Raw genomic sequence first — 24750 nt, forward strand, 5'->3', positions numbered from 1 at the left:
TTGGCAGAGCTTCCCCTCAAGGCGCAATGCCCGCGCGCCTTTGTTGCACCTAACTGTTGCGCAACGTACGCGGCCTTTACGGCCGCTCTCCGCGCCTGGCGCACCGACACGATACCGACGCAATGCTGCCGCCATGCCGCACCTCAAAACCCCAAGGATATAAGGGCGTTAACCATTTTCGGCGAATTTAGAAACCGGTGCCTGTCACGCGTCGTGCTGCGGCGCCGATTTGGAAGGCGCCACATAGGGCCGCGTGACATCCCGCAACGAGACTTCCAGTGCTTCAACCTGCAACCGAATGCCGCCATCGCCTGCCAGCATCAACTCGATGACTCCGTCAGCGTCTTCACCGACAGTGAAGGCCACGGACAACAGCGACAGGATCGTGTCTGTATCCCCGCGCGCCACACCTTGGCTCGCCACATGCACCACGTTGTCGATCACGAGCAAAGACTGCACCCGCTCTACCGCCCGCTTACGCGTCTCAGCGGCTTTGAGGTCCTCCCAACGAAACCGGTTCAGCAAAATTGCAAACCGCCGCTCGGTGGGAAGCCACTGCATCTCACTCGCCGGAAACACCGCATCCTGCGTCAGGGTGGACAACACCTTCAGGTCTTCGGCGTCCAGCGCCCCAAGGTTCAGCGGCTTGTCGCCCCCGTCTTCGAAACGTGCGTCTTCAGTCACTGATCCTTCACCCTTTCAATATGAGCGCCCACGGCCCCCAATTTATCCTCGATCCGCTCATAGCCGCGATCAAGGTGATAAACACGGCTTACCACGGTCTCCCCCTCTGCGGCCATCCCTGCCAGAATGAGCGATACAGACGCCCGAAGGTCCGTCGCCATCACCCGCGCACCCTTGAGCTGTTCAACCCCGTGCACCGTGGCTGTACCGCCATGCACCTCGATCGAGGCACCCATCCGGATCAGCTCGGGCGCATGCATAAACCTGTTTTCAAAGATCTTTTCCTCAAGCACAGACGTACCCTCGGCAATACACATCAGCGCCATGAACTGCGCCTGCAGATCGGTCGGGAACCCCGGGAATGGTTCGGTCGTTACATCGACAGCCTTCACACGGTCGCTTCTGCGCGCGACTTTCAAACCCGCCTTGGTCTCGGTCACGTCAATGCCCGCGAGGTCCAGCTTCTCCGCAAAGCTCTGCACTAAATCCATGCGGCCGCCCAGCAGCTCTACTTCGCCGCCACAGAACGCCGGCGCCAACATAAACGTGCCCAATTCAATCCGGTCGGTCACAACCTGATGCGTCGCACCGTGCAGTCGATCCACGCCCTGCACCACAATCTCAGAAGTGCCGTCGCCCTCGATTTGTGCACCCATCGCCCGCAAACAGTCCGCGAGATCGACAATCTCCGGTTCGCGTGCCGCGTTGCGGATCACCGTGGTTCCCTTGGCCAACGTCGCCGCCATCAGGATGTTTTCTGTTGCGCCCACAGAGGCAAACGCCAATTCCATCTCGGCGCCTTTAAGGCCACCGGGCGCTTTGGCATGCAGGTAACCGTCTTTCAATTCAATCTCGGCGCCCAGTTTCTCAAGGCCATAGATATGCAAATCCATCGGCCGCGCCCCAATCGCGCAGCCCCCTGGCAGCGACACCACCGCATGTCCCAGACGCGCTAACATCGGCCCCAACACAAGGTTGGACGCCCGCATTTTGCGCACGATGTCATAGTCAGCGACGTGGTTGTCGAGGTTGTGCGAGCTCATCGCTTGCACTTTGCCATCCTGCAACGAGGTCACTTCGGCGCCCAGCGATTGCAACAGTGTTGTCATCGTCTTGATGTCGCTCAGCCGTGGCGCATTGGTCAGCGTCAGCGGTTCTTCGCTGAGAATGGTCGCTGGCATCAACGTCAGACAGGCGTTCTTGGCCCCTGCGATCGGAATCTGCCCCTTAAGCGGACCATTCCCGCGCACTACAATAGAATCCATTATTCCTGCCCTTCACTCTTCACTGTCTCAATGTTTCCCTCCGGCGCGGCGGCGCGCGCCTTTGCCTGTGCCTTGCGACGGCCCATGTTGGCCTTAAGGGCCGCCTTAAGACGGTCCTCTTTGCTAAGCGCTTTTTGCGCTGGTTTTTTGGAGGGTGATTTGCGTTCCATGCACTTTCCTTACATGAGCAGCAAAAAACCGTCCAGATTGCGCTTGCACCCTCTGTGGTTTGAGTCTAAATCCCCGCCACGGTAATGCTGTGGTAGCTCAGTGGTAGAGCACACCCTTGGTAAGGGTGAGGTCGGGAGTTCGATCCTCCCTCACAGCACCACCGGATCCCCCCGAGATACGGCAAGACGATCTACCGCGCGCAAGCACCGACTCGCCCGAATGTCACTCGTATGATTCTTAGCACTCACACCGTCGCCCCTTCGCCAAATTATGTCGTTGATTCGAATCACCTTTGTTTGCGCATTCTGATCAATCAGGCGCAACGCGCGCTTTTGTTCGCGAATTGAAATCAATTCCGGTTACTCCCAAACAGCCACGTCACAACAGATTCTCAATCCACCAAATCTCCGGATTGGTTCCCATTTGGAAACGACTGAAGCAGCGGTATCAAATGTGGCGCGAAGCCTTTGCTGCAATTGAGCAATTTGGACCAAATTGTGTCAAAAATGCACACCGAAAACCGCACCTTTCCGCCACACTTCTGCCGCAATACGGAAACAATAGCCAAATTCCCCTGCAAAAACAGACAAGGTTAACAATTGGTTAACGCCACAATTTCGGTTCTTTTTCGACCAAATTTAGATGTTTTTGTTTCAACGCCGCCTTCTTTCGCCCATATTTGGGTCACGCCTATCTGGGGGGCGTATGTTCTGGCTGGGGCAGCCAATCAACAAATAGGCATCTTTCGGGATGTCGAATTGCCGCTTCTTTTTGAGCGGTGGGAGCGCTGTGCTTCGTGTTCATTTAGAACCACGAGCCGTGCACAAAGGAAACGAGGGAACAATGGCTGATCCGACAGGTCCTGGCATCGTGGACGGAACCGAGAACGATGACGTAGTGAATGTGGGTTTCACCGACGGCGAAGGTGACGCAGCTGCAAATTCCGGCGCCGCAATCAGCACGCAAGGTGGTGACGATCTGGTCGTCAGCGGTGCTGGCGATGACACAATTTATGCCGGTAACGGCGACGACACCGTTCTCGCAGGCGCCGGCGACGACGAGGTTCTCGGCGACGAATCCGACCCGCAAGACGCGGATCAGGATGGCGACGCGGAACCGGGCGATGACCTGCTTGCCGGCGAAGCTGGTTCCGACACCATCGACGGTGGCGGCGGCGACGACGTGATCTATGGTGGTTTTGCGCCTGTCAGCGATACCAGCGGCGGCACGTCTGGCGGTGTTGAAAGCTTTAACTGGAGCGAAATCGGCACGCCGGCGGATGGTGACCCGCTCGCGGGCCCCGTTACACAGGACACCGGTTCTGTTTCCGTGGCTTATTCCTCCACGACCACCGGCGGCACAACTCCAGAGTTTGACGACGCCACGCAAATCGTCGATGGCCTCGACGGCGGCGGCGAAACGATTGACCCGAACAGCGGCCTGCGCATGGACACCGGTGCCGGCACCGGTGCCACAACCACTGCGGCGCTTGAGTTCTCCGAAGCGGTTGAAAACGCTCAATTCCGCATCAATGACATCGACGGCAATGCCGTGACAAAGGTCTGGGCCTACGACACTGAAGGCAACCGGATTGAGGTCACACTGACCAGCGAAGATGGCAGCAACCTGCATCTCGTGGACATCGATGGCGACGGCACCACCGAAGGTGCAATCTCAGACGGTAGCGCTCCGGGTGACGCGGCGACTGGCGGCAACTCGGTCTTGGTGGACATTCCCGGTCCAGTGGCGCGCATCGAGATCATCACCATCAACCTCGATGATGAGTCAGCGGATGTGACCGTTTCCGACGTCTACTTCACCACAGATGGCGTTGTGACCTCGACCGAGGACGGCGACGACGTTCTGTTGGGCGGCGATGGCAGCGACATGATCTATGGTCAGGACGGCGAAGACGAGATCACCGGCGGCGCAGGTGTCGATACCATCGACGGCGGCGCAGATGCAGATACCATACTTGGTGGGTCTACTCTGGATCTGGTCGACGGCGGAAGCGACGGCGATGACAACGACACATTGGATCTGCGCGGTCTTGGTGCGATCACAGTCGTCTATGATCCCGAGAATGGCGAAAACGGCGTGGCCGTGATCGAAGAAACCGGTGAAGCGTTTGAATTCTTCGATATCGAGAACGTTCTCGCCGACGAGATTTCAGACCGCACACGTGACGGCATCGTCGAAGGCACGGCGGGAAGCGACCTGATCGACCTGGAGTACGATGGCGATCCGGACGGCGATTTTGTTGACAACGAAGACAACATTTTCCCTGGAAATGCCGAAAACGACGACATCATCGTAGCTTATGGCGGCGACGACACTATTGTCGCGGCTGAAGGTGACGACATCGTATTTGGTGGCGAAGGCAACGACGTCATAGGCGGCGGCGCAGGTGACGACAGCATGGCTGGCGGCGCGGGCGACGACTACATGGAAGGCGCAGCTGGCGACGACGTGCTTTACGGCCGCGACGGCAACGATACCCTCGCAGGCGGCGACGACAACGATATTCTCGTTGGCGAAGCCGGCGATGACGTCCTTGCAGGTCATTCGGGTAGCGACACCCTTGACGGTGGTTCCGGCAACGACACGCTCGACGGTGGTTCCGGCGACGACCTTATGAAAGGTGGCGCTGGAGACGACGAACTCGACTCGGGCGGTGGCGACGACACTGTGTTCGGTGGTGCTGGCAACGACTTCATTGAAGGAAACCCCGGGAACGACGAACTCTGGGGCGAAGACGGCGACGACACCATCTTCGGCAACGACGGCGACGACACCATCGAAGGCGGCGCAGGCAACGACGTGATTTCGACTGGACCGGGCGAAGATGTTGTTAACGCAGGCGACGACCGCGATACCATCATCGTTGTTGGTCAAGACAACCAGTTCATTGACGGTGCCGAAGGCGGCGACGACTTTGATACGCTGCAAGTTCTTGGCAACGCCGAGATCGAATACGACGTCGACAACCCGGAAAACGGTGTGGTCTATTATCTGGATGCGGACGATGTGCGCACCGGTGTAACCACCACATTCGTGAACATCGAGAACGTTGAAATCGTCGACCTCAGCGGGCTGGATGGTGTTGTCGAAGGCACTGACGGAGACGATCTGATTGACGCATCCTACGTTGGTGATCCGGAAGGTGACCGAGTCGACAATTTCGATGCGCTCGACAACTTCTTGGACGAAGCCCTCGATTCAACTGTACCGTCCAGCTTCTTCGAAGCTCCAGGCGGTGCGCCTCGCGGTGACCAACGTGATGCGATCGATGCCGGAGCAGGTAACGACACTGTGCTTTCCGGTGACGGTGACGACGTCGTCCACGGCGGCGCAGGCGACGATAGCATCGATGCCGGTGCAGGCTTTGACGATGTCGCCGGCGGAGACGGAGACGACACCATCTTCGGTGGCATCGGTACCGATAAGTTGTTCGGTGAAGCCGACGACGACGTTCTCTACGGCGGCGGTCAGTCCGACACCATATACGGTGGCGACGGTAACGACGAACTCTGGGGCGAAGACGGCGCTGACTCTTTGATCGGTGGCGACGGTGCCGACACCTTTGTTGGTGGCCAGGGCTCCGACACGATCGACGGCGGCGAAGGTGACGACTCGATCCTTGCTGGTGACGGCGATGACGTGATCATGACCGGCGATGGTGCCAACTTTGTTGACGCAGGCTCCGGTGACAACATGGTCATTGCAGGAGACGGCGACGATACGCTGACTGGTGGCATTGGCGGAGACAGCATTGATGGCGCCGGCGGCGACGACCTGATCATTGGTGGCGCGGGCGTGGACACCATCGACGGCGGCGACGGCAACGATGCGATCACCGGCGGCACGCCAGGTGTGACCGGCGTGGCCTCTGTGGGTCAAACACCCGACTTCCTCAGCGGCGGCGCTGGCGATGACATCATCAACGGTGACTCTGGCGACGACGTGATTAGCGGCGGTGCGGACAACGACAGCATCGGCGGCGGCATCGGTGGCGACACCATCACCGGCGGCACCGGCGACGATGTTATCTATGGCGAAGACAGCCTCGATCTGGCAACCGGCGAACTGGTCGACCGTCCCGCGGACTTCGACGATGCTCTGGCACTTGAACCGGGCGACGACGACATCCGTGGTGGCGCGGGCGACGACATGATCTTCGGTCAAGAGGGCGACGACACCATCCGTGGCGGCACCGGCAGTGACACCATTGAAGGTGGTGCTGGCACCGACGAGCTTCGTGGCGGAGCCGACGAAGACGTCTTTGTCATCGGGTCTGCCGAAGACGGCATTGGCGACCAAATTTTTGGCGGCGCAGCTGGAGTCGACCTCGATACTATCGACATCTACGGTGAGCGTGACGTTGATTGGCGCGTGACTAACCTTGTCACAGATAGCGATGGAAATGGTTTTGACGGAACCATCGAATTCCTTGATGCCGACGGTATGGTCACTGGCACTCTGGACTTCGAGAACATCGAAGGTGGTCCCGCCGTTGTCTGCTTCACACCAGGCACCAAAATCTTGACCCCGATGGGCGAAATTGCGGTGGAGAACCTTTCCGAAGGTGATCTGGTTGTGACCCGCGACAATGGTTTGCAGGCAATCCGTTGGGCCGGTTCCCGCAGCCTGAACACTGCCGAGATTGCGGCGCGCCCACAACTGCGTCCGGTGATGATCCGCCAAGGCGCATTGGGACCGAACCAGCCAGAGCGTGACATGATGGTCTCGCCAAACCACCGCATGCTGCTCGTGTCCGAGCAGGCCGAGCTGCTCTTTGAAGAGCGCGAGGTTCTGGTGGCCGCGAAGCACCTGACACATCTCGAAGGTGTGGACGTGGTTAACGTCGATGACGTGACTTACATCCACATCATGTGCGAACAGCACGAGGTGGTTCTGGCAGACGGCGCCTGGAGTGAAAGCTTCCAGCCTGGTGACTATTCGATGAAAGGCATCGAAAAATCCCAGCGCGAAGAGATCTATTCCCTCTTCCCGGAGTTGCGCAATGAGGAAGGCCTCGCCGCCTATCCAGCCGCGCGTTTGTCGCTCAAGCGTCACGAGGCTCAGCTGATCGCCTAGCCGGCGCACAGCACAAAGTTCGCTATGGGATGGGTCGGCCGTGGGGGCCGACCCTTCTCTTTTTAACGCGAACATTTCACATCTCGACTGGACAGCCTGATCGCGAAAGTCTTTGATCGGAAAAACGCAATTCATTTCGCTCGAAAGGACACGGCATGCCAGCGCCTAAAAACACATTCAAGGCCGCACTGGCACAACACAAACCGCAAATAGGCTGCTGGCTGACCTTTGCTGAAGCTTATGCCGCCGAATTGATGTCGACCACCGGCTTTGATTGGCTGGTCGTTGACGGAGAACACGGCCCCAATGATTTGCGCAGCATTCGCGACCAGTTGATGGTCATCGATCCCTCCCCCAGCCACGCCGTTGTGCGTGTACCCTACGGGCAGGACTGGATTGTCAAACAGGCACTGGATGCGGGCGCTCAAACCCTGCTGGTTCCTCTCATCGACACGGCTGAGCAGGCGCGAGACATGGTAAAAGCCTGTCGCTATGCGCCCAACGGCATCCGCGGCATGGGCGGCGCCGGATCACGTGTCACGCGCTTTGGGTCTATTCCGGATTACGTCACCACTGCGGACGCGGAAATCTGTTTGCTCGTGCAGGCCGAAAGTCGCCAAGCACTTGAGAACCTGGATGAAATTCTTGCGGTTGAAGGTGTCGATGGCGTGTTCATCGGCCCAGCTGACCTGTCCGCCGATATGGGATATCCCGGCAATGCCGGCGCACCTGAGGTTCAGACGGCCATCGAGGCCGCCATCAAGAAAATCCGCGCCGCGGACAAAGCAGCGGGCATATTGACCCTGACTTTGGACGGCGCAAAAACCCACCTCGATCAGGGTGCTACTTTTGTGGCCGTGGGCATGGACACGCTCGTTCTGGCTAAGGCCGCGCGCGCCCTGTCCGCCGACGCCAAAGGATTTGTGGACAAGGCATAGGACACCCCATGGGAGAAGTGATGAGCCAATCTGATCAACTCTTTTGGGGGTCTGTCGTTCTCAGCCTTTGCGCCATCATTCATGTCGGCCTTTTGGCTGCCATGATTGGGCCTCTGGAAATTCTGGGCCGCTGGATGCGGCGGCGGGGACGTGCAATTCGCACGGCCGTTCTCACAGGTGCCGCCTTTGGCATGATTGTGTTTTCCCACACAGTTCAGATTTGGCTCTGGGCCTATTTCCTGATGTGGATGGGCGCTTTGGTCGAGTTCTACGATGCGTTGTATTTCTCGATCGTCACCTACACCACTGTCGGGTACGGCGACCTTATCTTGCCGGTCGAATTCCGTGTCTTCGGAGCATTCGGTGGTGTGACCGGCATTCTGTGTTTTGGCATTTCGACAGCCTTTCTGGTTTCTCTGGTCAGCAGCTTGATGCCGCGCGCTATTGGTCGGTCGTTTGACTCCAAACCGCGTTCCAGCAACAAGGACACATGATGAAAATCGCCTACACGATGGCCCACGGACGGGGCGAACTTGATCTGCTGCTTGCGGAGCTTGCCAAACGTCTGGAGGCCCGCGGCGTTGCCACGCGCGGCATTGTGCAAATCAACAGCGAATGTGAAAGCGATCATCGCTGTGACATGGACGTGCAAATTCTGCCGAACGGGGACGTGATCCGCATCAGCCAGCATCTCGGCAAAGAGGCCCGTGGCTGTCGTCTCGATCCAAATGCCATGGCACATGCGGTGACCCAAGTCGCGCGCAGCATGGAAGCGCCATATGATGTCTTCATGCTCAACAAATTTGGCAAACAGGAAGCAGACGGGCAAGGGTTCCGCGACCTCATCGCGGAAGCTGCCGCAAGCGGTGCCACGGTGATCGCGGGCACCAACCCGCTCAACTCCGAAAAGTTCGAACAATTTGCTGACGGTATGGCGACCGAAGTCGCCCCGGACATCGACGCGCTACTGGCATGGTATGACAAGGTCAACGCCGCTTAATCGGCCGCGTCAGACAACTCTTCGCGGCGGCTTGGCACTTCGCCATTGTTGGTCAGCAAAATTGCCATTGGCCTCGTGACCGCAAAGAATGACATGATCGTCATAATGCCTGAGGTCAGAATGACGGACAAAATGGCGCCAATCAGGCCCCAGATCGCAGCCCAAGAGGCAAGCGAGACCATGACGATTACAGGACTTAGGTTCATCGACCGCCCCATCAGACGCGGCTCCCAAAAATAGCCGATCCCAAACTGCGCGGCACTTAGCAGCGAGAACAGCCAGAACACGTTCCAACTCAGCCCAAGCTGCCCGACGGCAAACAACATCGGCAGGGCCATTGCGATCCACGACCCGACATAAGGGATGTAGTTGAAGATCGCCGTCGTCACGGCAAAGAAGGCCGCAAATTCCAGTCCAAACATCTGAAAAATCAGCCAGCAGATCAGCCCCAACACAACGTTGATCATCGTCTTGGTGGTGAAATAGGTCCCGATCTGGTCGGTGATCAAGTCGATGGTATGCCACACATCCTGACGACTTTGCTCATCCGGCGTTATTGCTGCGACCTTAACGGCTATGCTTTCCCGTTCGATCAGGAATAGCACGGCATACAGGAACACCAGAGCCAGATATCCCGCGGAATAGCTGACCGAGTTCAAGGTGTATCGGATCAGCCATTGCACATCGATATTGTCAAAGATCAGCCGGTCAACCGATTGCCATGTCAGTTCAAATTCGACATCAAACCGCGCAGCAATTTCGGAGACCGCAACAGACAATCCGGTCACATAAGCCGGAATCGCGCGCACCACCGGGTCAAGGTTTCGGGCGAAAAAGCTGATGAGGCCGGTCAGCGCCACAAAAAGAACAACCGTGGTCAACGTCATACGCAGCCAACTTGGCACAACAGCACTGTAATACGGAATGCGGGCAAGAACGCGGGAAATCCCGTCCATCAAAAACGCCAGCAACGCACCAAGAACGATTGGAATGATGATCGGCTGCGCGGCGTTCAGAAACCAGCCAAAGGCAATCACCGCAATCACGGCTAGGCACGCGGTCGCAAGCCGGAGATAGCTGTTGGTTTGGGTCACGGGACGCCCTCATTCTGAGTCCATGCATCCTACCCTAGGTGCGCGTAGGAACAAGCAAGGAAAGCAAAGAAACGCTTATCCTAGTAACCCGCGGCGGATCAGGTTTAGGGAAGCCAACAGCAAAATCAGAAGGGTCGCCTGCCGGAACATGTCCTGATCAATCCGGTCCGAGATCTGGCCGCCAACCCACATGCCAAGAATGGCTGGCGGGATAAGCGCCATGGAAAACGGAACCGTTGCGGCACTCAGAACACCTGATCCGAGATGCGCACCCACCAGCAACAAGGCGCCAAGCCCATACACGACACCCTGCACACGGATCTGTTCTACCTTTGGCGTGCCGATGGCCGTCAGATAGGTCACAGTAGGCGGCCCCCAAACCCCGGACAGCCCCCCCAGCACGCCGGCTACCGTTCCTACGGCCATCTCGCCTCTTGCCGAAGGTTTGGCGATGCGGATTGGCCGTCCCAGCAACTGGCTGGCTGCAAACACCGAAACTGGTATCCCGATGATCAAAAGCATGATCTCCGACGGCAGCACTCGCACAAATTGGGCACTGATCAGCATCGTTATTCCTCCGGCAAAAAGGAACCGCCGAAAACGGCGCACGGATTGCCACGCTGCTCGGATGCCTTGGCGAAACGCTTGAATGCCGTTGGTGATTAGCGTCGGCAGAATCAGTCCCGCAAGCGCAAGTTCCGGCGCGATGAACGAACTCAGCCCGGAAATCAGAACCATCGGCATGCCGAAGCCGACCATGCCCTTTATCACCCCAGCCAGAATCGCCACGCCACACGCTAGAAAAAGTGTGACGGGCTCAAGGTTTGAGAAAAATACATCCATACCCTGCTATAGCCCGTAATTGCTGCACCCGCAAAATTCACGCGCGCAACATATGAACAAAACGTCGCGTTAGTTGGCATTTTTGTTGCGCTGCAACTGCAAAAGAATTATGTCACACTGCAGAAACAGAGGATACAATTCCATGGCCCATGATGGACAGGACCCGACGATGACAAGCCCCGTAATTCTCCCCGATCTTTTGACTCTGACTGGCGCGGCAGTGGCCCCGGTCGAAGCGCTTTTGGCCACCGCAACTGCCCGCGTACGCGACACCGTGTCGACAGACGGCAAGGTTTCCGGCCAATTGATCGAAGAGAACCAAACAGCCGCTCACGGCCTGTCCTGGCTTGCGACTTACGCTCAGTCTCTCAAGCAAATGCAGGCGTGGGCCGAACGGCTGCAATCAGACGACAAGTTTGGCGAGATCGAGCAATTGATCCACCAGATCGCTTTTGGCGAATACCTCTGGCAGGTCTATGGCGGTATCCCGATGAGCCAAGGCGAAATCATCCGCTTGCAGGATCTCGGCCTGACGCAGGACGAATTGCGCGGCCTCATGCAGCCCGCAGTTATGACGCTATGCGATTCCGGCAATTCCCAGGCCGCCCGAATGCGTCTTGTTGAACTGATGCAGGAGCAATCCGCCAACATCATGTTCGGGGCATCCGGACTTGATGACGAGCTGGAAATGATCCGCGAACAGTTCCGCCGCTTTGCCGTTGACCGCGTGGAACCAAATGCACATGAGTGGCACCTGAAGGATGAGCTCATCCCGATGGAAATCATTGAAGAGCTTGCGGAATTGGGCGTTTTCGGCCTGACCATTCCTGAGGAGTACGGCGGGTTCGGCCTGTCCAAGGCAAGCATGGTTGTGGTGTCCGAGGAACTGTCGCGTGGTTATATCGGCGTGGGCTCGCTTGGCACACGCTCCGAGATCGCAGCCGAGCTGATCCTCTGTGGCGGAACTGAAGAGCAGAAACAGCAGTGGCTGCCCAAAATCTCGAGTGCTGAGATCCTGCCAACCGCGGTATTTACCGAACCAAACACCGGCTCCGACCTCGGCTCGCTGCGCACCCGCGCAGTAAAGACCGAGGACGGCAATTGGGAGGTCACAGGCAACAAAACCTGGATCACGCATGCGGCGCGCACCCACGTCATGACGCTGTTGGCGCGCACAAATCCTGACACCTCGGATCACCGCGGTCTGTCAATGTTCCTCGCCGAAAAGACCCCTGGTTCCGACGAAAACCCTTTCCCGACCGAAGGCATGACCGGAGGCGAAATCGAAGTCCTCGGCTATCGCGGCATGAAGGAATACGAGCTGGGATTTGACGGCTTCAAAGTCAAAGGTGAAAACCTTCTTGGCGGCGAAGAAGGCAAAGGTTTCAAACAGTTGATGGAAACCTTCGAATCCGCGCGCATTCAAACTGCAGCCCGCGCCATCGGCGTTGCACAATCCGCCATGGATGTTGGCATGCAGTATGCGATCGACCGCAAACAGTTCGGAAAGTCGCTGATCAACTTCCCACGCGTGGCCAGCAAACTCGCGATGATGTGCGTGGAAATCATGGTGGCGCGTCAGCTGACATATTTCTCCGCTTGGGAGAAAGACCACGGCCACCGCTGTGATCTTGAGGCCGGTATGGCCAAGCTGTTGGGCGCCCGTGTGGCATGGGCGGCCGCGGACAATGCGTTGCAGATCCACGGTGGCAATGGCTTTGCGCTAGAATACTCCGTCAGCCGCATTCTATGCGATGCGCGTATCCTGAACATCTTTGAGGGTGCTGCGGAAATTCAGGCACAGGTGATCGCGCGGCGTTTGCTGAGCTGATCGACCCGAGATTTCCATCAAAAGCCCCGCGAAACCTTGGCGTTTCGCGGGGCTTTTTTGTGGCCGCTGCATCCTGCAAGGCCGGTGTCTGTAAAACGTCAGTATTGCGACTGCAGAGCGTCTGTTTCGTTATCGCGCCACAACCAGTGCTATGCTTGGGCCTCGCGCGCCGATTGCCGTCACGACCGAGATGGTCAGAAAGATTGTCCACTGCGGCATGATCCAAAGCGTACCAAGCAACGCCAGACCGTAATAGACAAACAGCGCCGAAAACCCGACCTGCACGGCCACCATCACATATGCCAACGCGGGGTTTCTATGCGTGGCCAAATAGGCGCAGGCGATTGCAAACACCGCCAAGATCACTGTCACCGCGTGCCAAAGCACTGCCGCCACGCCGCGCACGCTCGGGGCCAGTTCGCTTTGCTGAATTACGTGGTGAATTTCAGGGCCACCCAAGAAGAGGTGCACAAAATTGGTCAGCACCAATAAGGCCGTCGCGGCCACCATCCAATAGTTCATAAATCATCTCCATACGATTCCGTATGGTGGGAGCGTGTGTCATAACGATTGCCAGAGTCAATACGGAAGCGTATGGTTTGGACATGAGCAAAAGATTGAACAAAGAAGATTGGCTGAAGGCGGGGTTTCGTGCCCTGACCGAAGCAGGGGTGGCGGCGTTAAAGGCCGAGCCAATGGCGCGGCGGCTGAACACCACCAAGGGATCGTTTTACTGGCATTTTGCAGATGTGCCTGCCTTTCACGACGCAATGCTGCACACTTGGGAGGCCCGCGCCTATGACGACATCGTTGCGCAGCTTGAGACCCACGAAACGTCGGTGTTGAAACTGCGCGCACTTGGGCAGATTGCCGTGTCTGGCGCGCCCGAGGAATACGGCGGCATGGCTTTAGAGCCTGCAATCCGCGCGTGGGGGCGCAGTGATGCGGCGGTGTCAGAGGCTGTGGCGCGGGTCGATGGGCTGCGGATGCAGTATTTGGCAAAGCTGATGCAGGACATCGGGCTGTCCAATCCGGAATTGGTGCGCATTCTGTATGCGTCTTTCATCGGGATGGAGGATTTGTCGTCGCGAGATGCGCTGGAAAACGGCGCTGCGATGGGCACGCTGGTGGATTTGATTTTGGCGCTTTATCAATAAGTCATGAAATATCTTTTGCCTCTTGTTGGTCTGCTTGCTTTGGCGGGATGCGGACGTGATGAAACCCTGACCCAATATGGTGGGGACGCGTTTCCGTGGCGGCTGCTTATCCTAGACGGGAAACCAGTGAGTTTTCCCAATGAGATCACCTTTGGACCGCGCGGCAGCGTATCGGGGTTTGGGCCATGTTCGACTTATTCTGCGCGCCAGACAGCGCCCTACCCTTGGTTTGCGCTTGAGGATGTGCAGCTGCTCGAGGTCACGCAGGATTGTGCGTTTCAGGCGCAAGAGGCTGCGTATTTTGCAGCGCTCAGCGAGATGAGTCTGTCAGAGGTTTCTGGCAACAAGCTGGTGCTCAGCGATGATACAGGCCGCGAGATGGTCTTTACGGGCGTGTCATACGCGCGGTGAACAGGTCAACAAACCGACCACGGGCCTCGGGCAGCGGGCGGTGACCCAATTCTGGTGCGAGCTTTTCAGACAGGAAATAGCCAGTGGTCCGGAAGGCTTGAGCGATCTCTGCATCAGGCGCGTCGCCCTTGCCAAGCATAACCTGCGGCAGAGGCAACAGACGATCCACCCACTCCCCCGCACCCTCTACTGAAACCGCCCGACCGGACTTCGGCGACACATAGTTCAGGTGCTGGTTGGTACCTTTCACCGCGCAAGCCGAGAGGTCAAAGCCAAACCCCAACTCTTCCAGCAAGGCCATCTCCCACCGCAGATAGGCCAAAGGCCAAAGGTCGTTCTGCCCCAACAGATCCAAAAGTTGTTCGGATCGGTGGTAAAAATCGGGATGCGGTTCCCGTTCCGGCAAACAAAACGCCAAGAGTGCTGTCACGGCGTTGAGACCGGCCAGCGCCAAGCGATCCCCCAGAACCGTGGCACGGCTGCGGACAGGTTCCACCGTAAAGCTGCCAATGTGATCTTCGAGCCGCGCCCGCCAGCTGAGATCAAGCTGACCACCGGGTTGCAAAATAGGGGTCATTTTACGGCTGACCCCACCGCGCACGATACCCGCGTGCCGGCCGTGTTCCGGTGTAAAGACCTCAAGAATGACCGAGGTCTCGCCGTGTTTTCGGGTGGAGAGCACAAAGCCCTGATCGCGCCAGTCCATAGCCAAATCCTTTGCGCCATCCAAAACCGGTTGAGATGATTTTTCTAGAAAAATCGACCTGCACGATCCGCCTCAGTGGAGACTATCACTCGGAAAGACCGGGCTCGTCCAGCAAATGCCGCCCTTGCCGGTCTTCGACTTCGATCACCCAAGCATCGGTGTCAAATCCGCGTTGGCGTGCGAGCGCCGCGTCCACATCGGCCTCAGCGCCCTCAGATAGCACCACCCAACGCCGCTCACCGCTCATCAAATCAAACGAACGTTCAAACACTTTGGCCTGACCGTCTAGCGTGTTGAGTTTCACCAGCACCGCACCAGCGGTGTCATCGCCATGCGCGACGACAAAGGCTGGGATGTCCATCAGACGAAGCCGCGCCAGATAGGCTTGCACCCAAAACTCCGCGGTCAGGCGCATCCTCAGGCGTTGCCGTCTTTGAAGTCGAGACCCATCTCGGAATAACGCTCTTTTTCTTCTAGCCAGTTTGGACGCACTTTGACCTGCAAGAACAGGTGGATACGGCGCCCCATGAATTCTTCGAGTTCTTCGCGGGCGGCTTTGGACACGGCTTTGATGGTCTCGCCCTTGTTGCCCAGAACGATACCTTTGTGACCATCGCGCATGACGTAAATTATCTGGTCCACTCGGGCGGAGCCGTCTTTGCGTTCTTCCCAACTCTCAGTTTCCACCGTCATCTGATAAGGCAGTTCCTGATGCAGGCGCAGAGTCAGCTTTTCGCGGGTGATTTCGGCGGCAATCATGCGCATCGGCAGATCGGCAATCTGGTCTTCGGGGTAGAGCCACGGACCTTCTGGAACCTCTCCCGCCAGCCAGGTTTTAAGATGCTCGCAACCGTGGCCCTTTTCAGCAGAGATCATGAAGGTCTCAACAAAGTCGTAGCGGTCGTTGAGGTTCTTGGACAACGCCAGCAGCACTTCGGATTTAACGCGGTCAATTTTGTTGATCGCCAGCGCCACCTTGCGGCCTTTGCCAATTTCCTGAAGCCCATCAAGAATGGCTTCCACACCTTTGGTCACGCCGCGATGTGCCTCGATCATCAGCACGATCACATCAGCATCCGCAGCCCCGCCCCAAGCGGCGGCGACCATGGCGCGGTCCAATCGACGACGCGGGCGGAACAAGCCGGGTGTGTCAACAAAAACAAGCTGGCTGTCACCTTGCAACGCCACGCCACGGATACGGGCACGCGTGGTTTGCACCTTGTGGGTCACGATCGACACTTTGGCGCCCACCATCTGATTGGTGAGCGTGGATTTGCCCGCATTGGGCTCTCCGATCAGGGCGACGAATCCGGCGCGTTTGGTCATTGGGCTTGGCCTTTGATTGGTTAAGGCGCGTCTGTAGCTTACTTTGGCAGCAGGGGCTAGGGGAAGGTTGTTTCCCCATGCAGAGCTTGGCCGCCTATTGCGCCCACTTTAATGGATCGGGCAGATCAATAGCGGCATAGTCGATCCGCAGCACCCGTCTTTGCTGTGGGGATGTGGTCGGGCGCGAACGATGCAGCGTCATTATCGAGAGCAAAAGAGCGTCACCGGCTGAACCTTGAGTGACTTCAGTGTCAAATCGCTGCGCTTGACTGTCTGCCTCCGACGCAGGGATCGCCCCGACCTTGTGGCTTTCTAAAGCAATCTCCATCGCGCCTGTCTTGTCGGTGTTGTCGTCTAGATGCAGGCGCACAAAGAGCATATTTTCCAACACGTCCAATGGAGGTTCGCAATGCCAGACCCCGCGCTTGCAGGACCAATTGACATATCCCGGCGCCATATCGCGATCTTGCACCGCAATGATCCGATCTTGGTGCCAGGGCACTCCCCAGTTGCTGTCCTGTGTTTTGTTAAACCCCACCACACGCACTGGCTTCATAGCGGGGAAAAGGGCTGAGACCTGACCGTGAAATCCGGTGTGCGCCAAGCACTGTGCCAATGGGTCAGTCGGCGATATTCTTTTACCCGCGCCAAACTCGCTTCTCCAATTGGCCCGAAGATCCATGAGATTTTGATCCGATAACACGTCGCGCAGCCACAGACGGCCGTCGGTCTCAAAGGTGTCGATATCTGAGCACGTCAAGACGTGGTCACATTGTCCAACAAGGCCTTGGCCGCGGCCTGTTCGGCTTTGCGTTTGGAATTGTCCGTCGCCTCGGCCTTTAGGCCGTTTTCAAGTGTCACCGCGATGGTGAACACCGGCGCATGATCCGGACCGGATCGCGAAACCAAATCGTAATTCGGCGGCGGCAACTTGCGGGCCTGCGCCCATTCCTGCAATGACGTCTTAGGGTCGCGCGCGTCGGCCTCGACACTCTGAACCCGATTGCCCCAAAGGCGCAAAATCATCGCGCGGGCCGCGTCAAAACCCGCGTCGCGATAAACGGCGGCAATCACCGCCTCCATCGCATCACCAAGCAAGGCTTGTTTGCGGCGGCCGCCGCTCATCATTTCGGACCGTCCAAGTTTCAAAGCCGCGCCAATATCGATTTCGCGTGCCACATCGGCGCAGGTTTCTTTGCGCACCAATGCGTTGAACCGTGGTGCAAGTTGGCCTTCGGCGGCTGATTTGTCGTGTTCCAGCAAGGCCTCGGACATCACCAGACCCAACACCCGATCCCCGAGGAATTCGAGCCGTTGGTTATCTTGTCGGGTGGGCGAAGACATCGACGAATGCGTCACTGCGCGCACGAGCAGGTCGGGGCGTTCAAAAGTGTGCCCCAACCGCGCCTCAAGCGCTTTCAGTTCCGCAGCCAGCTTCACTCTACCGCCTTAAAGAAGCGGTCCCCCCGCCACGTCCAGAAATAGAACATGGATCGACCAGCAGAAGAGAACATGATCCGGTCCGCACGACCAATCAGGTTTTCATAGGGCACAAATCCAACCCCACGCCGGTTCTGGCCAACGCGACTGTCGACCGAGTTGTCGCGATTGTCGCCCATGAAGAAGAAGTGGCCTTCGGGAACGGAGTAGACACCGGTGTTGTCGACAGCCGTTGTGCCAATGTTGAGCACACCATAGCTTTTGCCGTTGGGCAGCGTTTCAATCTTGCGAGATTTCACACAGATGCCACCAAGGCCAACCGGATCGTTTTCGCAAGACGGCGGTCGACGTTCCGGTCCCTGAAGCTCCTTGGGTTCTTCAAATACGCCATCCGGCATTTGCTGGACCGGCACGCCGTTAATGTAGGGCACACTGGCTTTGATCTGCACCTTGTCGCCCGGCAAACCAATCAGCCGTTTGATATAATCCTGCCCAGTGACGGGGTGGCGGAACACCACCACATCCCCGCGTTCGGGCTCGCCGCCCCAGAAGCGTTTGTTGTCGCGATCCAGCCAGCCGCAGATATCCTTGGCATCGATGTTCACGCCAAACCGCTGCATTCGGATCGACGGACAAGACGCGTAGGAGTAGCCGTAGGTCATCTTGTTCACAAAAAGGAAGTCGCCGATCAGCAGCGTGTCCTTCATGGATCCTGACGGAATCCAGAATGGCTGAAAGAACAGGGTGCGGAACACGCCCGCAATCAAAAGCGCATAGACAATGGTTTTGATGGTTTCAACGATACCGCTGTCTTGTTTGGCTTTGTCGGCCATGGGTCTGGTCTCTCCGGATTGGGTCGGGGGTTACATGCGGGCGCAGGCGGGGCCTGTCAACCCGGCTTGGATGCAATGGGGCGGGCTTCGATCACCACAAAGGCCTGCGCCCATGGGTGGTCGTCGGTCAAAGTCACGTGGATGATGGCCTCATGGCCTTCTGGTGTCATCTCCTTGAGGCGTTCCGCCGCCCATCCGGTGACATGCATGATCGGCTGGCCGGTGCGCAGATTGCTAACCGCCATGTCCTTCCAACTGATGCCCATGCGAAGGCCCGTGCCCAATGCCTTGGAGCAGGCTTCTTTAGCCGCCCAGCGTTTGGCGTAGGTGCCCGGCGTGTCGAGGCGGCGTTCAGCCTTGGCCTGCTCCACCTCGGTGAACACACGGTTGCGAAAGCGGTCACCAAATCGCTCAAGCGTCCCTGCGATGCGGTCAATATTCGCGAGATCCGTGCCGACGCCCAAAATCATGTCGCGATCTCCAGATCGTACACCATGATGCCCTTGGCGCCTCCTTCGCACATCGCCACCAGCCGCGCGCCCAGCGCCTTGTGATCGGGGTGCTCGGCATAGGTCGCCAGCGTTTCGGCGTCCTTTGCGTCAAACATAAATCCATAAGGATAGTCCGGCGATTTCTGTTCAAAATCTCGATTAGGGCCAGATACGAAGTTGTCACAGCCCTCCAGTTGATCAACCAGATCCGCCAGCTTGCCCATCACCACTTCAAGCGGGGCTTGCACATGCGGGCGCAGGTTGAGCATCACAACGTGTCGGATCATGCGCCGCTGGCCTTCTTAGCTTGCACGCGCAGCACGTTTCTGACGCCTATCCACAGGAAGCACACGTTGCTGAAATAGATCGCGACAACCATAATGGCCGTGATGATCGCCAGTCCCGGCGCGCCAATGCCCGCCACATGAGAGAGCATGTTGACGCCGGTCATCACTGCCAGCCCGCCAATGACCGCCGTAGCCACAATCAGATGCAACACCACAGCAATCACGGTGGCAGGCACACCTAAACGCCAATAGGTCCCGACAGGCAAAGGTGCGCCCGTGTCACGTGCAATGGCCTGTCCTGTTACGAGGGCCCCGACTGCTGGTGACAGCCACGTGTTCATGCCAGGGGGCACGCCAATGCGAAAATAGCTTAACGCAAATCCTGCAATCGCCAGCCCCACAAGTGTCAGCACAAAAGCAACGGCATATCGGCGAGGATTGATCATGCGCGTGCCTCGTCCATGATACGACGCATTTCCTTGATCGCGGGCTCAAGGCCGAGAAAAATCGACTCCCCGATCAGGAAGTGACCGATATTGAGCTCCATGACCTCGGGCAATGCCGCAATCGGGGTCACTGTTTCATACGTCAGGCCGTGACCGGCGTGCACCTCGAGGCCCAGCGAGTGGGCAAAAGTTGCCATCTCCGTGAGGCGGGCCAGTTCAGCGTCGCGTTCATCAAAGCGGCCTTCGGCGTGAAAGTCGCAATAGGCACCGGTGTGCAACTCAATCACTTGCGCCCCGATGCGGTTCGCGGCCTCGATCTGCGCTTGATCTGCGGCGATGAAGATCGACACACGGCAACCGACCTCGCGCAGCGGCGCGATGAAATGCGCCAGCTTGTTTTCTTCGCGTGCGACTTCAAGTCCGCCTTCGGTTGTGCGTTCCTCACGCTTTTCCGGCACGATGCACACCGCGTGCGGTTTGTGACGCAGAGCAATGGCCAGCATTTCGTCAGTCGCCGCCATTTCAAAGTTCAGCGGCACCGTCAGCGCCTCCATGAGACCATCGATATCGGCGTCCTCAATGTGGCGGCGGTCTTCACGCAGGTGGGCCGTAATGCCGTCTGCGCCGGCCTCTTCGGCCAGCTTGGCGGCGCGCACCGGATCAGGATAGGCAGAGCCCCGCGCGTTTCGCACCGTGGCGACGTGGTCGATGTTCACTCCGAGACGCAACATGGCAGTCCTCCTAAGGTCGTTAGGCCGACACTACGGCGCAGCCTGTCGAAGGAAAACCGGTTTTTTCAGGTTTTGGAGCTGTCGTTTTGGGCCTGCTCGACCTGCGTGCGGGCGACCTGTTCTTCGGCCATAGCGCGCACCTGCATGATCTTTTTCTGAAACCGAGCGGAGCGGCGTTTTTGATAGGCTCGGATCACCGGCACGCTCAGGTAGTAGGCCACCGTGCCCGCAACGATTCCCGGAAGGATGCCGCCGATCAGGTAGGGGTAGAAGACTTCGTCATAAAAGATCGTCAGCCCGTGCCAATCCGCAACGTCCTCGTTAAAAATGGCAAAGAAATTATGCCAGAGGTCAGCCCCCGCATCGGCAAACTTGCGACCCAGCGTCTTTGTTTCACCGGCCTCAAATTCAGTCCCCAACAGGAAGTGACCGGTCTTGAGCGACACCACCCCAATCGGAAGATAAGTCAACGGATTGCCAAAGAACGTTGCCAGCAAAGCTGCGAGCAGATTGCCGTTCAGCACCCGCGCCAAAACCGCAGCCACCAGAAAGTGCATGCTATAAAACGGCGTAAAGGTGGTGAAGACGCCCGCCCAGATGCCGCGCGCGATGGTCTCTGGCGTGCCTGGTAGGCGTCGCAACCTGTGTTGAACATACCGCGCCGCCCGGCTCCAACCACCACGCGGATAGAAAAGCTCTCCCAAAGCCTGGAAGAATGGTCTTCTATCGCGCCGTTTGAATACCACCTTGGGTGTCCTTGCGTGTCAGGGTCCGCTAGGCGCGCGCGCCGGTTCGGGGTTGCGATAACGTGAAACCTCGGCAACGTCGTTCTCTGCCTCCAGCGCCAGCATCAACTTGTGCAGATGTTCGGCATCCGCAAGTTCGACGCTGACCAGAAGGCGATAGAAATCCGGCTTGCGATCCACAAATTCAAGGTCAGAGATATTGGCCTTGTTCTCTCCGATCAATGTGCAAATACGTCCCAGTACCCCGGCGTCGTTGCCAATCGTGACCCAGACCTTCACATCAAAGATGGGTTTGTATTTGCCAGAATGCCAATGCAGGTCCAGCCAACGGTCCGGCTGATCCTCATAATTGGACAGGCTGTCGCAATCAATCGAGTGCACCACGACACCCTGACCACGATAGGTGATGCCGACGATGCGTTCACCGGGCAGCGGCTGACAGCATTTCGCGCGTTGAAAGCTCTGATCTGCCGCCAGACCAATCACCGCCCGCTCGCTGGTCACCATTTCGCTCTCGTCCGGAACCAGTTCGGGATAGACCGCCTGCACCACTTCGGTGCCAGCCAGTTCCGCCGAGCCGAGTCGTGCCAGAACCTCGTCCTTGTCCTTCAGGCGGAAGTGTTTGGCTGCCACGCCCAACGCCTTGTCGGTTGGCTTTTTGTTGACCTGCTCAAACGCTGCCACGGCCAACTGTGCACCCAGTTTGACATAGCGTTCGCGGTCCATCTCGCGCAAAGCGCGGCGGATGGCGGTGCGCGCCTTGCCGGTTGTCGCGATATCAAGCCATGTGGCCTGCGGCATCTGGCCCTCGGCGGTGATGATTTCGACCGATTGCCCGTTCTTGATACGAGTCCAAAGCGGCACCCGGCGGTGATCAATCTTGGCGCCCACACAGGCGTGACCGATGCGGGTGTGAATGGCATATGCGAAATCAATCGGCGTCGCGCCACGCGGCAATTTCACAACTTCGCCTTTAGGCGTGAAGCAAAACACCTGATCGGAGTACATCTCAAGCTTCACGGCTTCGAGGAAATCCTCGTGATCTTCTTCCGCATCAAACTGTTCAGAAAGGCCAGAGATCCACTTTACCGGATCCACCGCAAACGGGTTTTCACCGCGCACACCGTCCTTATAGGACCAATGCGCCGCAACACCGGATTCGGCCACATCGTGCATCTGCTGGGTGCGGATTTGCACCTCTACGCGGCGGCCGTTGCGCCCGGACACCGTTGTGTGGATCGAGCGATAGCCGTTGGATTTCGGCTGACTGATATAGTCTTTGAACCGGCCCGGCACTGCGCGCCAGCGCTGGTGGATCACGCCCAAGACACGGTAACAATCCTGTTCGCTCTCAGTGATGATGCGAAATCCATAGATGTCGGATAGGCGCGAAAACCCCTGATCTTTTTCCTGCATCTTGCGCCAGATCGAATAGGGCTTTTTCGCCCGGCCCATGACCCGCGCACCGATGCCAGCGGCGGCTAACTCGGTCTCCATGTCACCGGTGGTGCGCTCAATCACATCGCCGGTTTCTTTCTGCAACGTGATAAAGCGGCGGATGATTGACGCGCGACCTTCAGAATTCAGCACCTTGAAGGCAAGGTCCTCAAGCTCTTCGCGCATCCACTGCATACCCATACGGCCCGCGAGAGGCGCATAGATGTCCATGGTCTCGCGCGCCTTCTGCGACTGCTTGTCGGGGCGCATTGCCTTGATCGTGCGCATGTTGTGCAAACGGTCTGCCAGCTTGACCAAAATCACCCGCAGGTCCTTGGACATGGCCATGAACAGCTTGCGGAAATTTTCTGCCTGTTTGGTCTCGGTCGAGCTCAGCTGCAGATTGGTCAGCTTGGTGACGCCATCCACAAGACCGGCAACTTCCTCGCCAAATTGTTCTGCCACCCCATCAAAAGAGGCTTTGGTGTCCTCGATTGTGTCGTGCAATAGCGCTGTGATGATTGAGGCATCATCCAAATGCTGTTCTGCCAGAATGCGGGCGACATCAATTGGATGGGAAAAATAGGGTTCGCCTGAGTGGCGGAACTGCCCGTCATGCATCGCGCGGCCAAATTCATAAGCCGCGCGGATCAGTGTCTCATTAGTACGGGGGTTATACGCGCGAACGAGCGCGACAAGATCATCTGCCGGAAAAAGCGCGACCTTGTCGTCTGTGTCGGCCATTACACTCCCCTGAAGCCTCGCGGCTTAGCCCTGACCTTGCGCTTCCATCAGCGCGCGCAGCAGCTTTTCTTCGGACATGTCGTCCTCGGCCGGTGTATCGGCTTCGGCTCCCATGAGAAGCGCCATCTTGTCTTCTTCTGGCTCATCGACCTCAATCTGGGTCTGGTTCGCCTCGATCAGACGCTCGCGCAGCTCATCAGCGGTTTGCGTTTCCTCGGCGATTTCACGCAGCGCTACAACGGGGTTTTTGTCGTTGTCGCGGTCCAGTGTGATCGCAGCACCCGCCGACACTTCGCGGGCGCGATGGCTGGCAAGCATTACGAGTTCAAAACGGTTCGGAACCTTGTCGACGCAATCTTCAACGGTTACGCGGGCCATGCGGCACTCCATTCATACGGTCTGATCAGAAGTGGTGTATTTATGCGGGTTTTCGCGCGGTGACAAGCGCGTTTCAAAGGCTTTTTAGCGCCGCAATGTCCTGTTTTGGCAATTGAGCGTGGATTTCCGCCACTGTTTTACCTGTTAGCGGGTGTTTCCACAAAGGCGCGACGTCCATCATCGGGCCAATAACAAAGGCGCGATCTTGCAAACGGGGGTGAGGGAGAATCAGTTGCTCCGGCGTCGCGCGCACTTGCTCTTCCAGCGGCAAGGTTTGCCAGGACCGCTGTGTGGTGGCGTCCGGCAACACCAAATCCCCCATTGCGATCAGGTCAATATCCAGTGTCCGCATGCCCCAACGGGTATCTCTCTTACGGCCAAACTCCGCTTCGATCTCATGAAGCCGACGCAGCAGATCCCGAGGCGCCAGATCGCTGGAAACTTTGGCCGCGGCATTCACGTAATCAGGGCCGGCACCCGCCGGAAAACAAGGTGTTTCGTAGAATCGACTGACCGCAAGGAGAGCGATCCCCGCCCCATTCAACCGCGCAAGCGCGGCGGCCAACGTCTCTTTTGGGTCACCAATGCGTGACGGCAGGTTCCCGCCGAGCGCTAAAAGTATGTTTTTATTCATTTTAGCGCCATCATTCTGGGGACCTATCCTAAATAGCCAGGGGGTGATCTTGATGCTGCC

At 57.8% G+C, this 24750-nt stretch carries 27 protein-coding genes and 1 tRNA gene; 8 read left to right on the forward strand and 20 right to left on the reverse strand.

Annotated elements, in window-relative coordinates:
• Positions 1 to 204: 204 nt before the first annotated feature.
• Genes PG871_RS17965 through PG871_RS17975 form a run of 3 tightly spaced genes read right to left on the reverse strand, consistent with a single transcriptional unit; the run spans position 205 to position 2119 of the window.
• Positions 205 to 684, reverse strand: a complete 480-nt coding sequence (locus PG871_RS17965) for a DUF2948 family protein (RefSeq protein ID WP_270731885.1) — start codon at positions 682 to 684, stop codon at positions 205 to 207.
• Positions 681 to 1949, reverse strand: a complete 1269-nt coding sequence (murA, locus tag PG871_RS17970; RefSeq protein ID WP_270731887.1) for a UDP-N-acetylglucosamine 1-carboxyvinyltransferase — start codon at positions 1947 to 1949, stop codon at positions 681 to 683. The genes PG871_RS17965 and murA overlap by 4 nt, the downstream gene beginning before the upstream one ends.
• Positions 1949 to 2119, reverse strand: a complete 171-nt coding sequence (locus PG871_RS17975; RefSeq protein WP_270731889.1) for a hypothetical protein — start codon at positions 2117 to 2119, stop codon at positions 1949 to 1951. The genes murA and PG871_RS17975 overlap by 1 nt, the downstream gene beginning before the upstream one ends.
• Before the next feature lie 86 nt (positions 2120 to 2205).
• On the opposite strand from PG871_RS17975, the gene PG871_RS17980 reads away from it, so the two are divergent.
• From PG871_RS17980 to PG871_RS18000, 5 genes are all read left to right on the forward strand, one after another.
• Positions 2206 to 2280: transfer RNA gene (locus PG871_RS17980), tRNA-Thr, on the forward strand.
• Positions 2281 to 2963: 683 nt separating this feature from the next.
• Positions 2964 to 7217: a Hint domain-containing protein gene (locus tag PG871_RS17985; RefSeq protein ID WP_270731891.1), complete on the forward strand. Its 4254-nt coding sequence runs from the start codon at positions 2964 to 2966 to the stop codon at positions 7215 to 7217.
• Positions 7218 to 7372: 155 nt separating this feature from the next.
• On the forward strand, positions 7373 to 8155 hold the full coding sequence (locus tag PG871_RS17990; RefSeq protein ID WP_270731894.1) for an HpcH/HpaI aldolase family protein: 783 nt from the start codon (positions 7373 to 7375) through the stop codon (positions 8153 to 8155).
• Positions 8156 to 8175: 20 nt separating this feature from the next.
• A complete protein-coding gene (locus tag PG871_RS17995) occupies positions 8176 to 8649 on the forward strand; it encodes a potassium channel family protein (protein WP_270731897.1) in 474 nt (157 codons plus the stop codon).
• On the forward strand, positions 8646 to 9155 hold the full coding sequence (locus tag PG871_RS18000; RefSeq protein ID WP_333559690.1) for a DUF2478 domain-containing protein: 510 nt from the start codon (positions 8646 to 8648) through the stop codon (positions 9153 to 9155). The genes PG871_RS17995 and PG871_RS18000 overlap by 4 nt, the downstream gene beginning before the upstream one ends.
• On the opposite strand, the gene PG871_RS18005 is transcribed toward PG871_RS18000, so the two are convergent.
• Together PG871_RS18005 and PG871_RS18010 are read right to left on the reverse strand one after the other, a co-directional pair.
• Positions 9152 to 10249, reverse strand: coding sequence for an AI-2E family transporter (locus PG871_RS18005; protein ID WP_270731900.1), 1098 nt, complete (start codon positions 10247 to 10249; stop codon positions 9152 to 9154). The genes PG871_RS18000 and PG871_RS18005 overlap by 4 nt on opposite strands.
• Before the next feature lie 75 nt (positions 10250 to 10324).
• On the reverse strand, positions 10325 to 11092 hold the full coding sequence (locus tag PG871_RS18010) for a sulfite exporter TauE/SafE family protein (protein WP_270731901.1): 768 nt from the start codon (positions 11090 to 11092) through the stop codon (positions 10325 to 10327).
• A 142-nt stretch (positions 11093 to 11234) separates the two neighbouring features.
• Here PG871_RS18010 and PG871_RS18015 point away from each other — a divergent pair, with 142 nt between their 5' ends.
• On the forward strand, positions 11235 to 12923 hold the full coding sequence (locus tag PG871_RS18015; protein ID WP_270731904.1) for an acyl-CoA dehydrogenase family protein: 1689 nt from the start codon (positions 11235 to 11237) through the stop codon (positions 12921 to 12923).
• A 129-nt stretch (positions 12924 to 13052) separates the two neighbouring features.
• Here PG871_RS18015 and PG871_RS18020 read toward each other — a convergent pair whose 3' ends face one another.
• A complete protein-coding gene (locus PG871_RS18020) occupies positions 13053 to 13445 on the reverse strand; it encodes a hypothetical protein (protein ID WP_270731905.1) in 393 nt (130 codons plus the stop codon).
• Between the two features lie 83 nt (positions 13446 to 13528).
• Between PG871_RS18020 and PG871_RS18025 the strand changes: the two genes are divergently transcribed.
• The gene (locus PG871_RS18025) at positions 13529 to 14080 is read left to right on the forward strand and encodes a TetR/AcrR family transcriptional regulator (protein ID WP_270731907.1); all 552 of its coding nucleotides are present in this window, start codon (positions 13529 to 13531) and stop codon (positions 14078 to 14080) included.
• Positions 14081 to 14083: 3 nt separating this feature from the next.
• Entirely contained in the window at positions 14084 to 14491 is a 408-nt protein-coding gene (locus PG871_RS18030) for an META domain-containing protein (RefSeq protein ID WP_270731908.1), read from the forward strand.
• Here PG871_RS18030 and recO read toward each other — a convergent pair.
• The 14 genes from recO to folK all read right to left on the reverse strand — a co-directional run bounded on the left by recO (position 14466) and on the right by folK (position 24690).
• Positions 14466 to 15197, reverse strand: a complete 732-nt coding sequence (gene recO / locus PG871_RS18035) for a DNA repair protein RecO (protein WP_270731910.1) — start codon at positions 15195 to 15197, stop codon at positions 14466 to 14468. The genes PG871_RS18030 and recO overlap by 26 nt on opposite strands.
• A gap of 85 nt (positions 15198 to 15282) precedes the next feature.
• A complete protein-coding gene (locus PG871_RS18040) occupies positions 15283 to 15612 on the reverse strand; it encodes a DUF1491 family protein (protein ID WP_270731912.1) in 330 nt (109 codons plus the stop codon).
• A 2-nt stretch (positions 15613 to 15614) separates the two neighbouring features.
• The gene (gene era, locus PG871_RS18045; protein WP_270731915.1) at positions 15615 to 16523 is read right to left on the reverse strand and encodes a GTPase Era; all 909 of its coding nucleotides are present in this window, start codon (positions 16521 to 16523) and stop codon (positions 15615 to 15617) included.
• 94 nt (positions 16524 to 16617) lie between these two features.
• Positions 16618 to 17127, reverse strand: a complete 510-nt coding sequence (locus tag PG871_RS18050) for a phytanoyl-CoA dioxygenase family protein (protein WP_270731918.1) — start codon at positions 17125 to 17127, stop codon at positions 16618 to 16620.
• Positions 17128 to 17279: 152 nt separating this feature from the next.
• A complete protein-coding gene (gene rnc, locus PG871_RS18055; protein WP_270731920.1) occupies positions 17280 to 17963 on the reverse strand; it encodes a ribonuclease III in 684 nt (227 codons plus the stop codon).
• Positions 17960 to 18796 (reverse strand): signal peptidase I, encoded by an 837-nt coding sequence (gene lepB, locus PG871_RS18060; RefSeq protein WP_270731922.1) that lies wholly within the window; start codon positions 18794 to 18796, stop codon positions 17960 to 17962. The genes rnc and lepB overlap by 4 nt, the downstream gene beginning before the upstream one ends.
• Before the next feature lie 56 nt (positions 18797 to 18852).
• The gene (gene acpS / locus PG871_RS18065; RefSeq protein WP_270731925.1) at positions 18853 to 19266 is read right to left on the reverse strand and encodes a holo-ACP synthase; all 414 of its coding nucleotides are present in this window, start codon (positions 19264 to 19266) and stop codon (positions 18853 to 18855) included.
• A complete protein-coding gene (locus PG871_RS18070; protein ID WP_270731928.1) occupies positions 19263 to 19574 on the reverse strand; it encodes a Dabb family protein in 312 nt (103 codons plus the stop codon). The genes acpS and PG871_RS18070 overlap by 4 nt, the downstream gene beginning before the upstream one ends.
• Positions 19571 to 20020, reverse strand: coding sequence for an ABZJ_00895 family protein (locus PG871_RS18075; protein ID WP_270731930.1), 450 nt, complete (start codon positions 20018 to 20020; stop codon positions 19571 to 19573). The genes PG871_RS18070 and PG871_RS18075 overlap by 4 nt, the downstream gene beginning before the upstream one ends.
• Positions 20017 to 20751 (reverse strand): pyridoxine 5'-phosphate synthase, encoded by a 735-nt coding sequence (locus PG871_RS18080; RefSeq protein ID WP_270731933.1) that lies wholly within the window; start codon positions 20749 to 20751, stop codon positions 20017 to 20019. Before PG871_RS18080 ends, PG871_RS18075 begins: the two co-directional genes overlap by 4 nt.
• 65 nt (positions 20752 to 20816) lie before the next feature.
• The gene (locus tag PG871_RS18085; protein ID WP_270731935.1) at positions 20817 to 21497 is read right to left on the reverse strand and encodes a DUF2062 domain-containing protein; all 681 of its coding nucleotides are present in this window, start codon (positions 21495 to 21497) and stop codon (positions 20817 to 20819) included.
• Positions 21498 to 21515: 18 nt separating this feature from the next.
• Entirely contained in the window at positions 21516 to 23678 is a 2163-nt protein-coding gene (locus PG871_RS18090; RefSeq protein ID WP_270731937.1) for a RelA/SpoT family protein, read from the reverse strand.
• A gap of 24 nt (positions 23679 to 23702) precedes the next feature.
• Positions 23703 to 24056 (reverse strand): DNA-directed RNA polymerase subunit omega, encoded by a 354-nt coding sequence (gene rpoZ, locus PG871_RS18095; protein WP_270731941.1) that lies wholly within the window; start codon positions 24054 to 24056, stop codon positions 23703 to 23705.
• A 73-nt stretch (positions 24057 to 24129) separates the two neighbouring features.
• The gene (gene folK / locus PG871_RS18100; protein ID WP_270731943.1) at positions 24130 to 24690 is read right to left on the reverse strand and encodes a 2-amino-4-hydroxy-6-hydroxymethyldihydropteridine diphosphokinase; all 561 of its coding nucleotides are present in this window, start codon (positions 24688 to 24690) and stop codon (positions 24130 to 24132) included.
• Between the last annotated feature and the right edge of the window lie 60 nt (positions 24691 to 24750).

Origin of the sequence: Shimia sp. Alg240-R146 (assembly GCF_947331465.1) — a bacterium.
Lineage (GTDB): Bacteria > Pseudomonadota > Alphaproteobacteria > Rhodobacterales > Rhodobacteraceae > Shimia.

Excerpts from the sequence above, each read along its gene's own strand:
- PG871_RS17995 (WP_270731897.1), top strand. The coding sequence starts at position 8,176 with ATGAGCCAATCTGATCAACTCTTTTGGGGGTCTGTCGTTCTCAGCCTT.
- rpoZ (WP_270731941.1), bottom strand. The coding sequence starts at position 24,056 with ATGGCCCGCGTAACCGTTGAAGATTGCGTCGACAAGGTTCCGAACCGT.
- PG871_RS17990 (WP_270731894.1), top strand. The coding sequence starts at position 7,373 with ATGCCAGCGCCTAAAAACACATTCAAGGCCGCACTGGCACAACACAAA.
- era (WP_270731915.1), bottom strand. The coding sequence starts at position 16,523 with ATGACCAAACGCGCCGGATTCGTCGCCCTGATCGGAGAGCCCAATGCG.
- PG871_RS18015 (WP_270731904.1), top strand. The coding sequence starts at position 11,235 with ATGGCCCATGATGGACAGGACCCGACGATGACAAGCCCCGTAATTCTC.
- PG871_RS18000 (WP_333559690.1), top strand. The coding sequence starts at position 8,646 with ATGATGAAAATCGCCTACACGATGGCCCACGGACGGGGCGAACTTGAT.
- recO (WP_270731910.1), bottom strand. The coding sequence starts at position 15,197 with ATGGACTGGCGCGATCAGGGCTTTGTGCTCTCCACCCGAAAACACGGC.
- lepB (WP_270731922.1), bottom strand. The coding sequence starts at position 18,796 with ATGGCCGACAAAGCCAAACAAGACAGCGGTATCGTTGAAACCATCAAA.
- PG871_RS18025 (WP_270731907.1), top strand. The coding sequence starts at position 13,529 with ATGAGCAAAAGATTGAACAAAGAAGATTGGCTGAAGGCGGGGTTTCGT.
- PG871_RS18090 (WP_270731937.1), bottom strand. The coding sequence starts at position 23,678 with ATGGCCGACACAGACGACAAGGTCGCGCTTTTTCCGGCAGATGATCTT.
- PG871_RS17985 (WP_270731891.1), top strand. The coding sequence starts at position 2,964 with ATGGCTGATCCGACAGGTCCTGGCATCGTGGACGGAACCGAGAACGAT.
- PG871_RS17975 (WP_270731889.1), bottom strand. The coding sequence starts at position 2,119 with ATGGAACGCAAATCACCCTCCAAAAAACCAGCGCAAAAAGCGCTTAGC.
- PG871_RS18070 (WP_270731928.1), bottom strand. The coding sequence starts at position 19,574 with ATGATCCGACACGTTGTGATGCTCAACCTGCGCCCGCATGTGCAAGCC.
- acpS (WP_270731925.1), bottom strand. The coding sequence starts at position 19,266 with ATGATTTTGGGCGTCGGCACGGATCTCGCGAATATTGACCGCATCGCA.
- PG871_RS18020 (WP_270731905.1), bottom strand. The coding sequence starts at position 13,445 with ATGAACTATTGGATGGTGGCCGCGACGGCCTTATTGGTGCTGACCAAT.
- murA (WP_270731887.1), bottom strand. The coding sequence starts at position 1,949 with ATGGATTCTATTGTAGTGCGCGGGAATGGTCCGCTTAAGGGGCAGATT.
- PG871_RS18075 (WP_270731930.1), bottom strand. The coding sequence starts at position 20,020 with ATGATCAATCCTCGCCGATATGCCGTTGCTTTTGTGCTGACACTTGTG.
- PG871_RS18040 (WP_270731912.1), bottom strand. The coding sequence starts at position 15,612 with ATGCGCCTGACCGCGGAGTTTTGGGTGCAAGCCTATCTGGCGCGGCTT.
- PG871_RS18030 (WP_270731908.1), top strand. The coding sequence starts at position 14,084 with ATGAAATATCTTTTGCCTCTTGTTGGTCTGCTTGCTTTGGCGGGATGC.
- folK (WP_270731943.1), bottom strand. The coding sequence starts at position 24,690 with ATGAATAAAAACATACTTTTAGCGCTCGGCGGGAACCTGCCGTCACGC.
- PG871_RS18010 (WP_270731901.1), bottom strand. The coding sequence starts at position 11,092 with ATGGATGTATTTTTCTCAAACCTTGAGCCCGTCACACTTTTTCTAGCG.
- PG871_RS18080 (WP_270731933.1), bottom strand. The coding sequence starts at position 20,751 with ATGTTGCGTCTCGGAGTGAACATCGACCACGTCGCCACGGTGCGAAAC.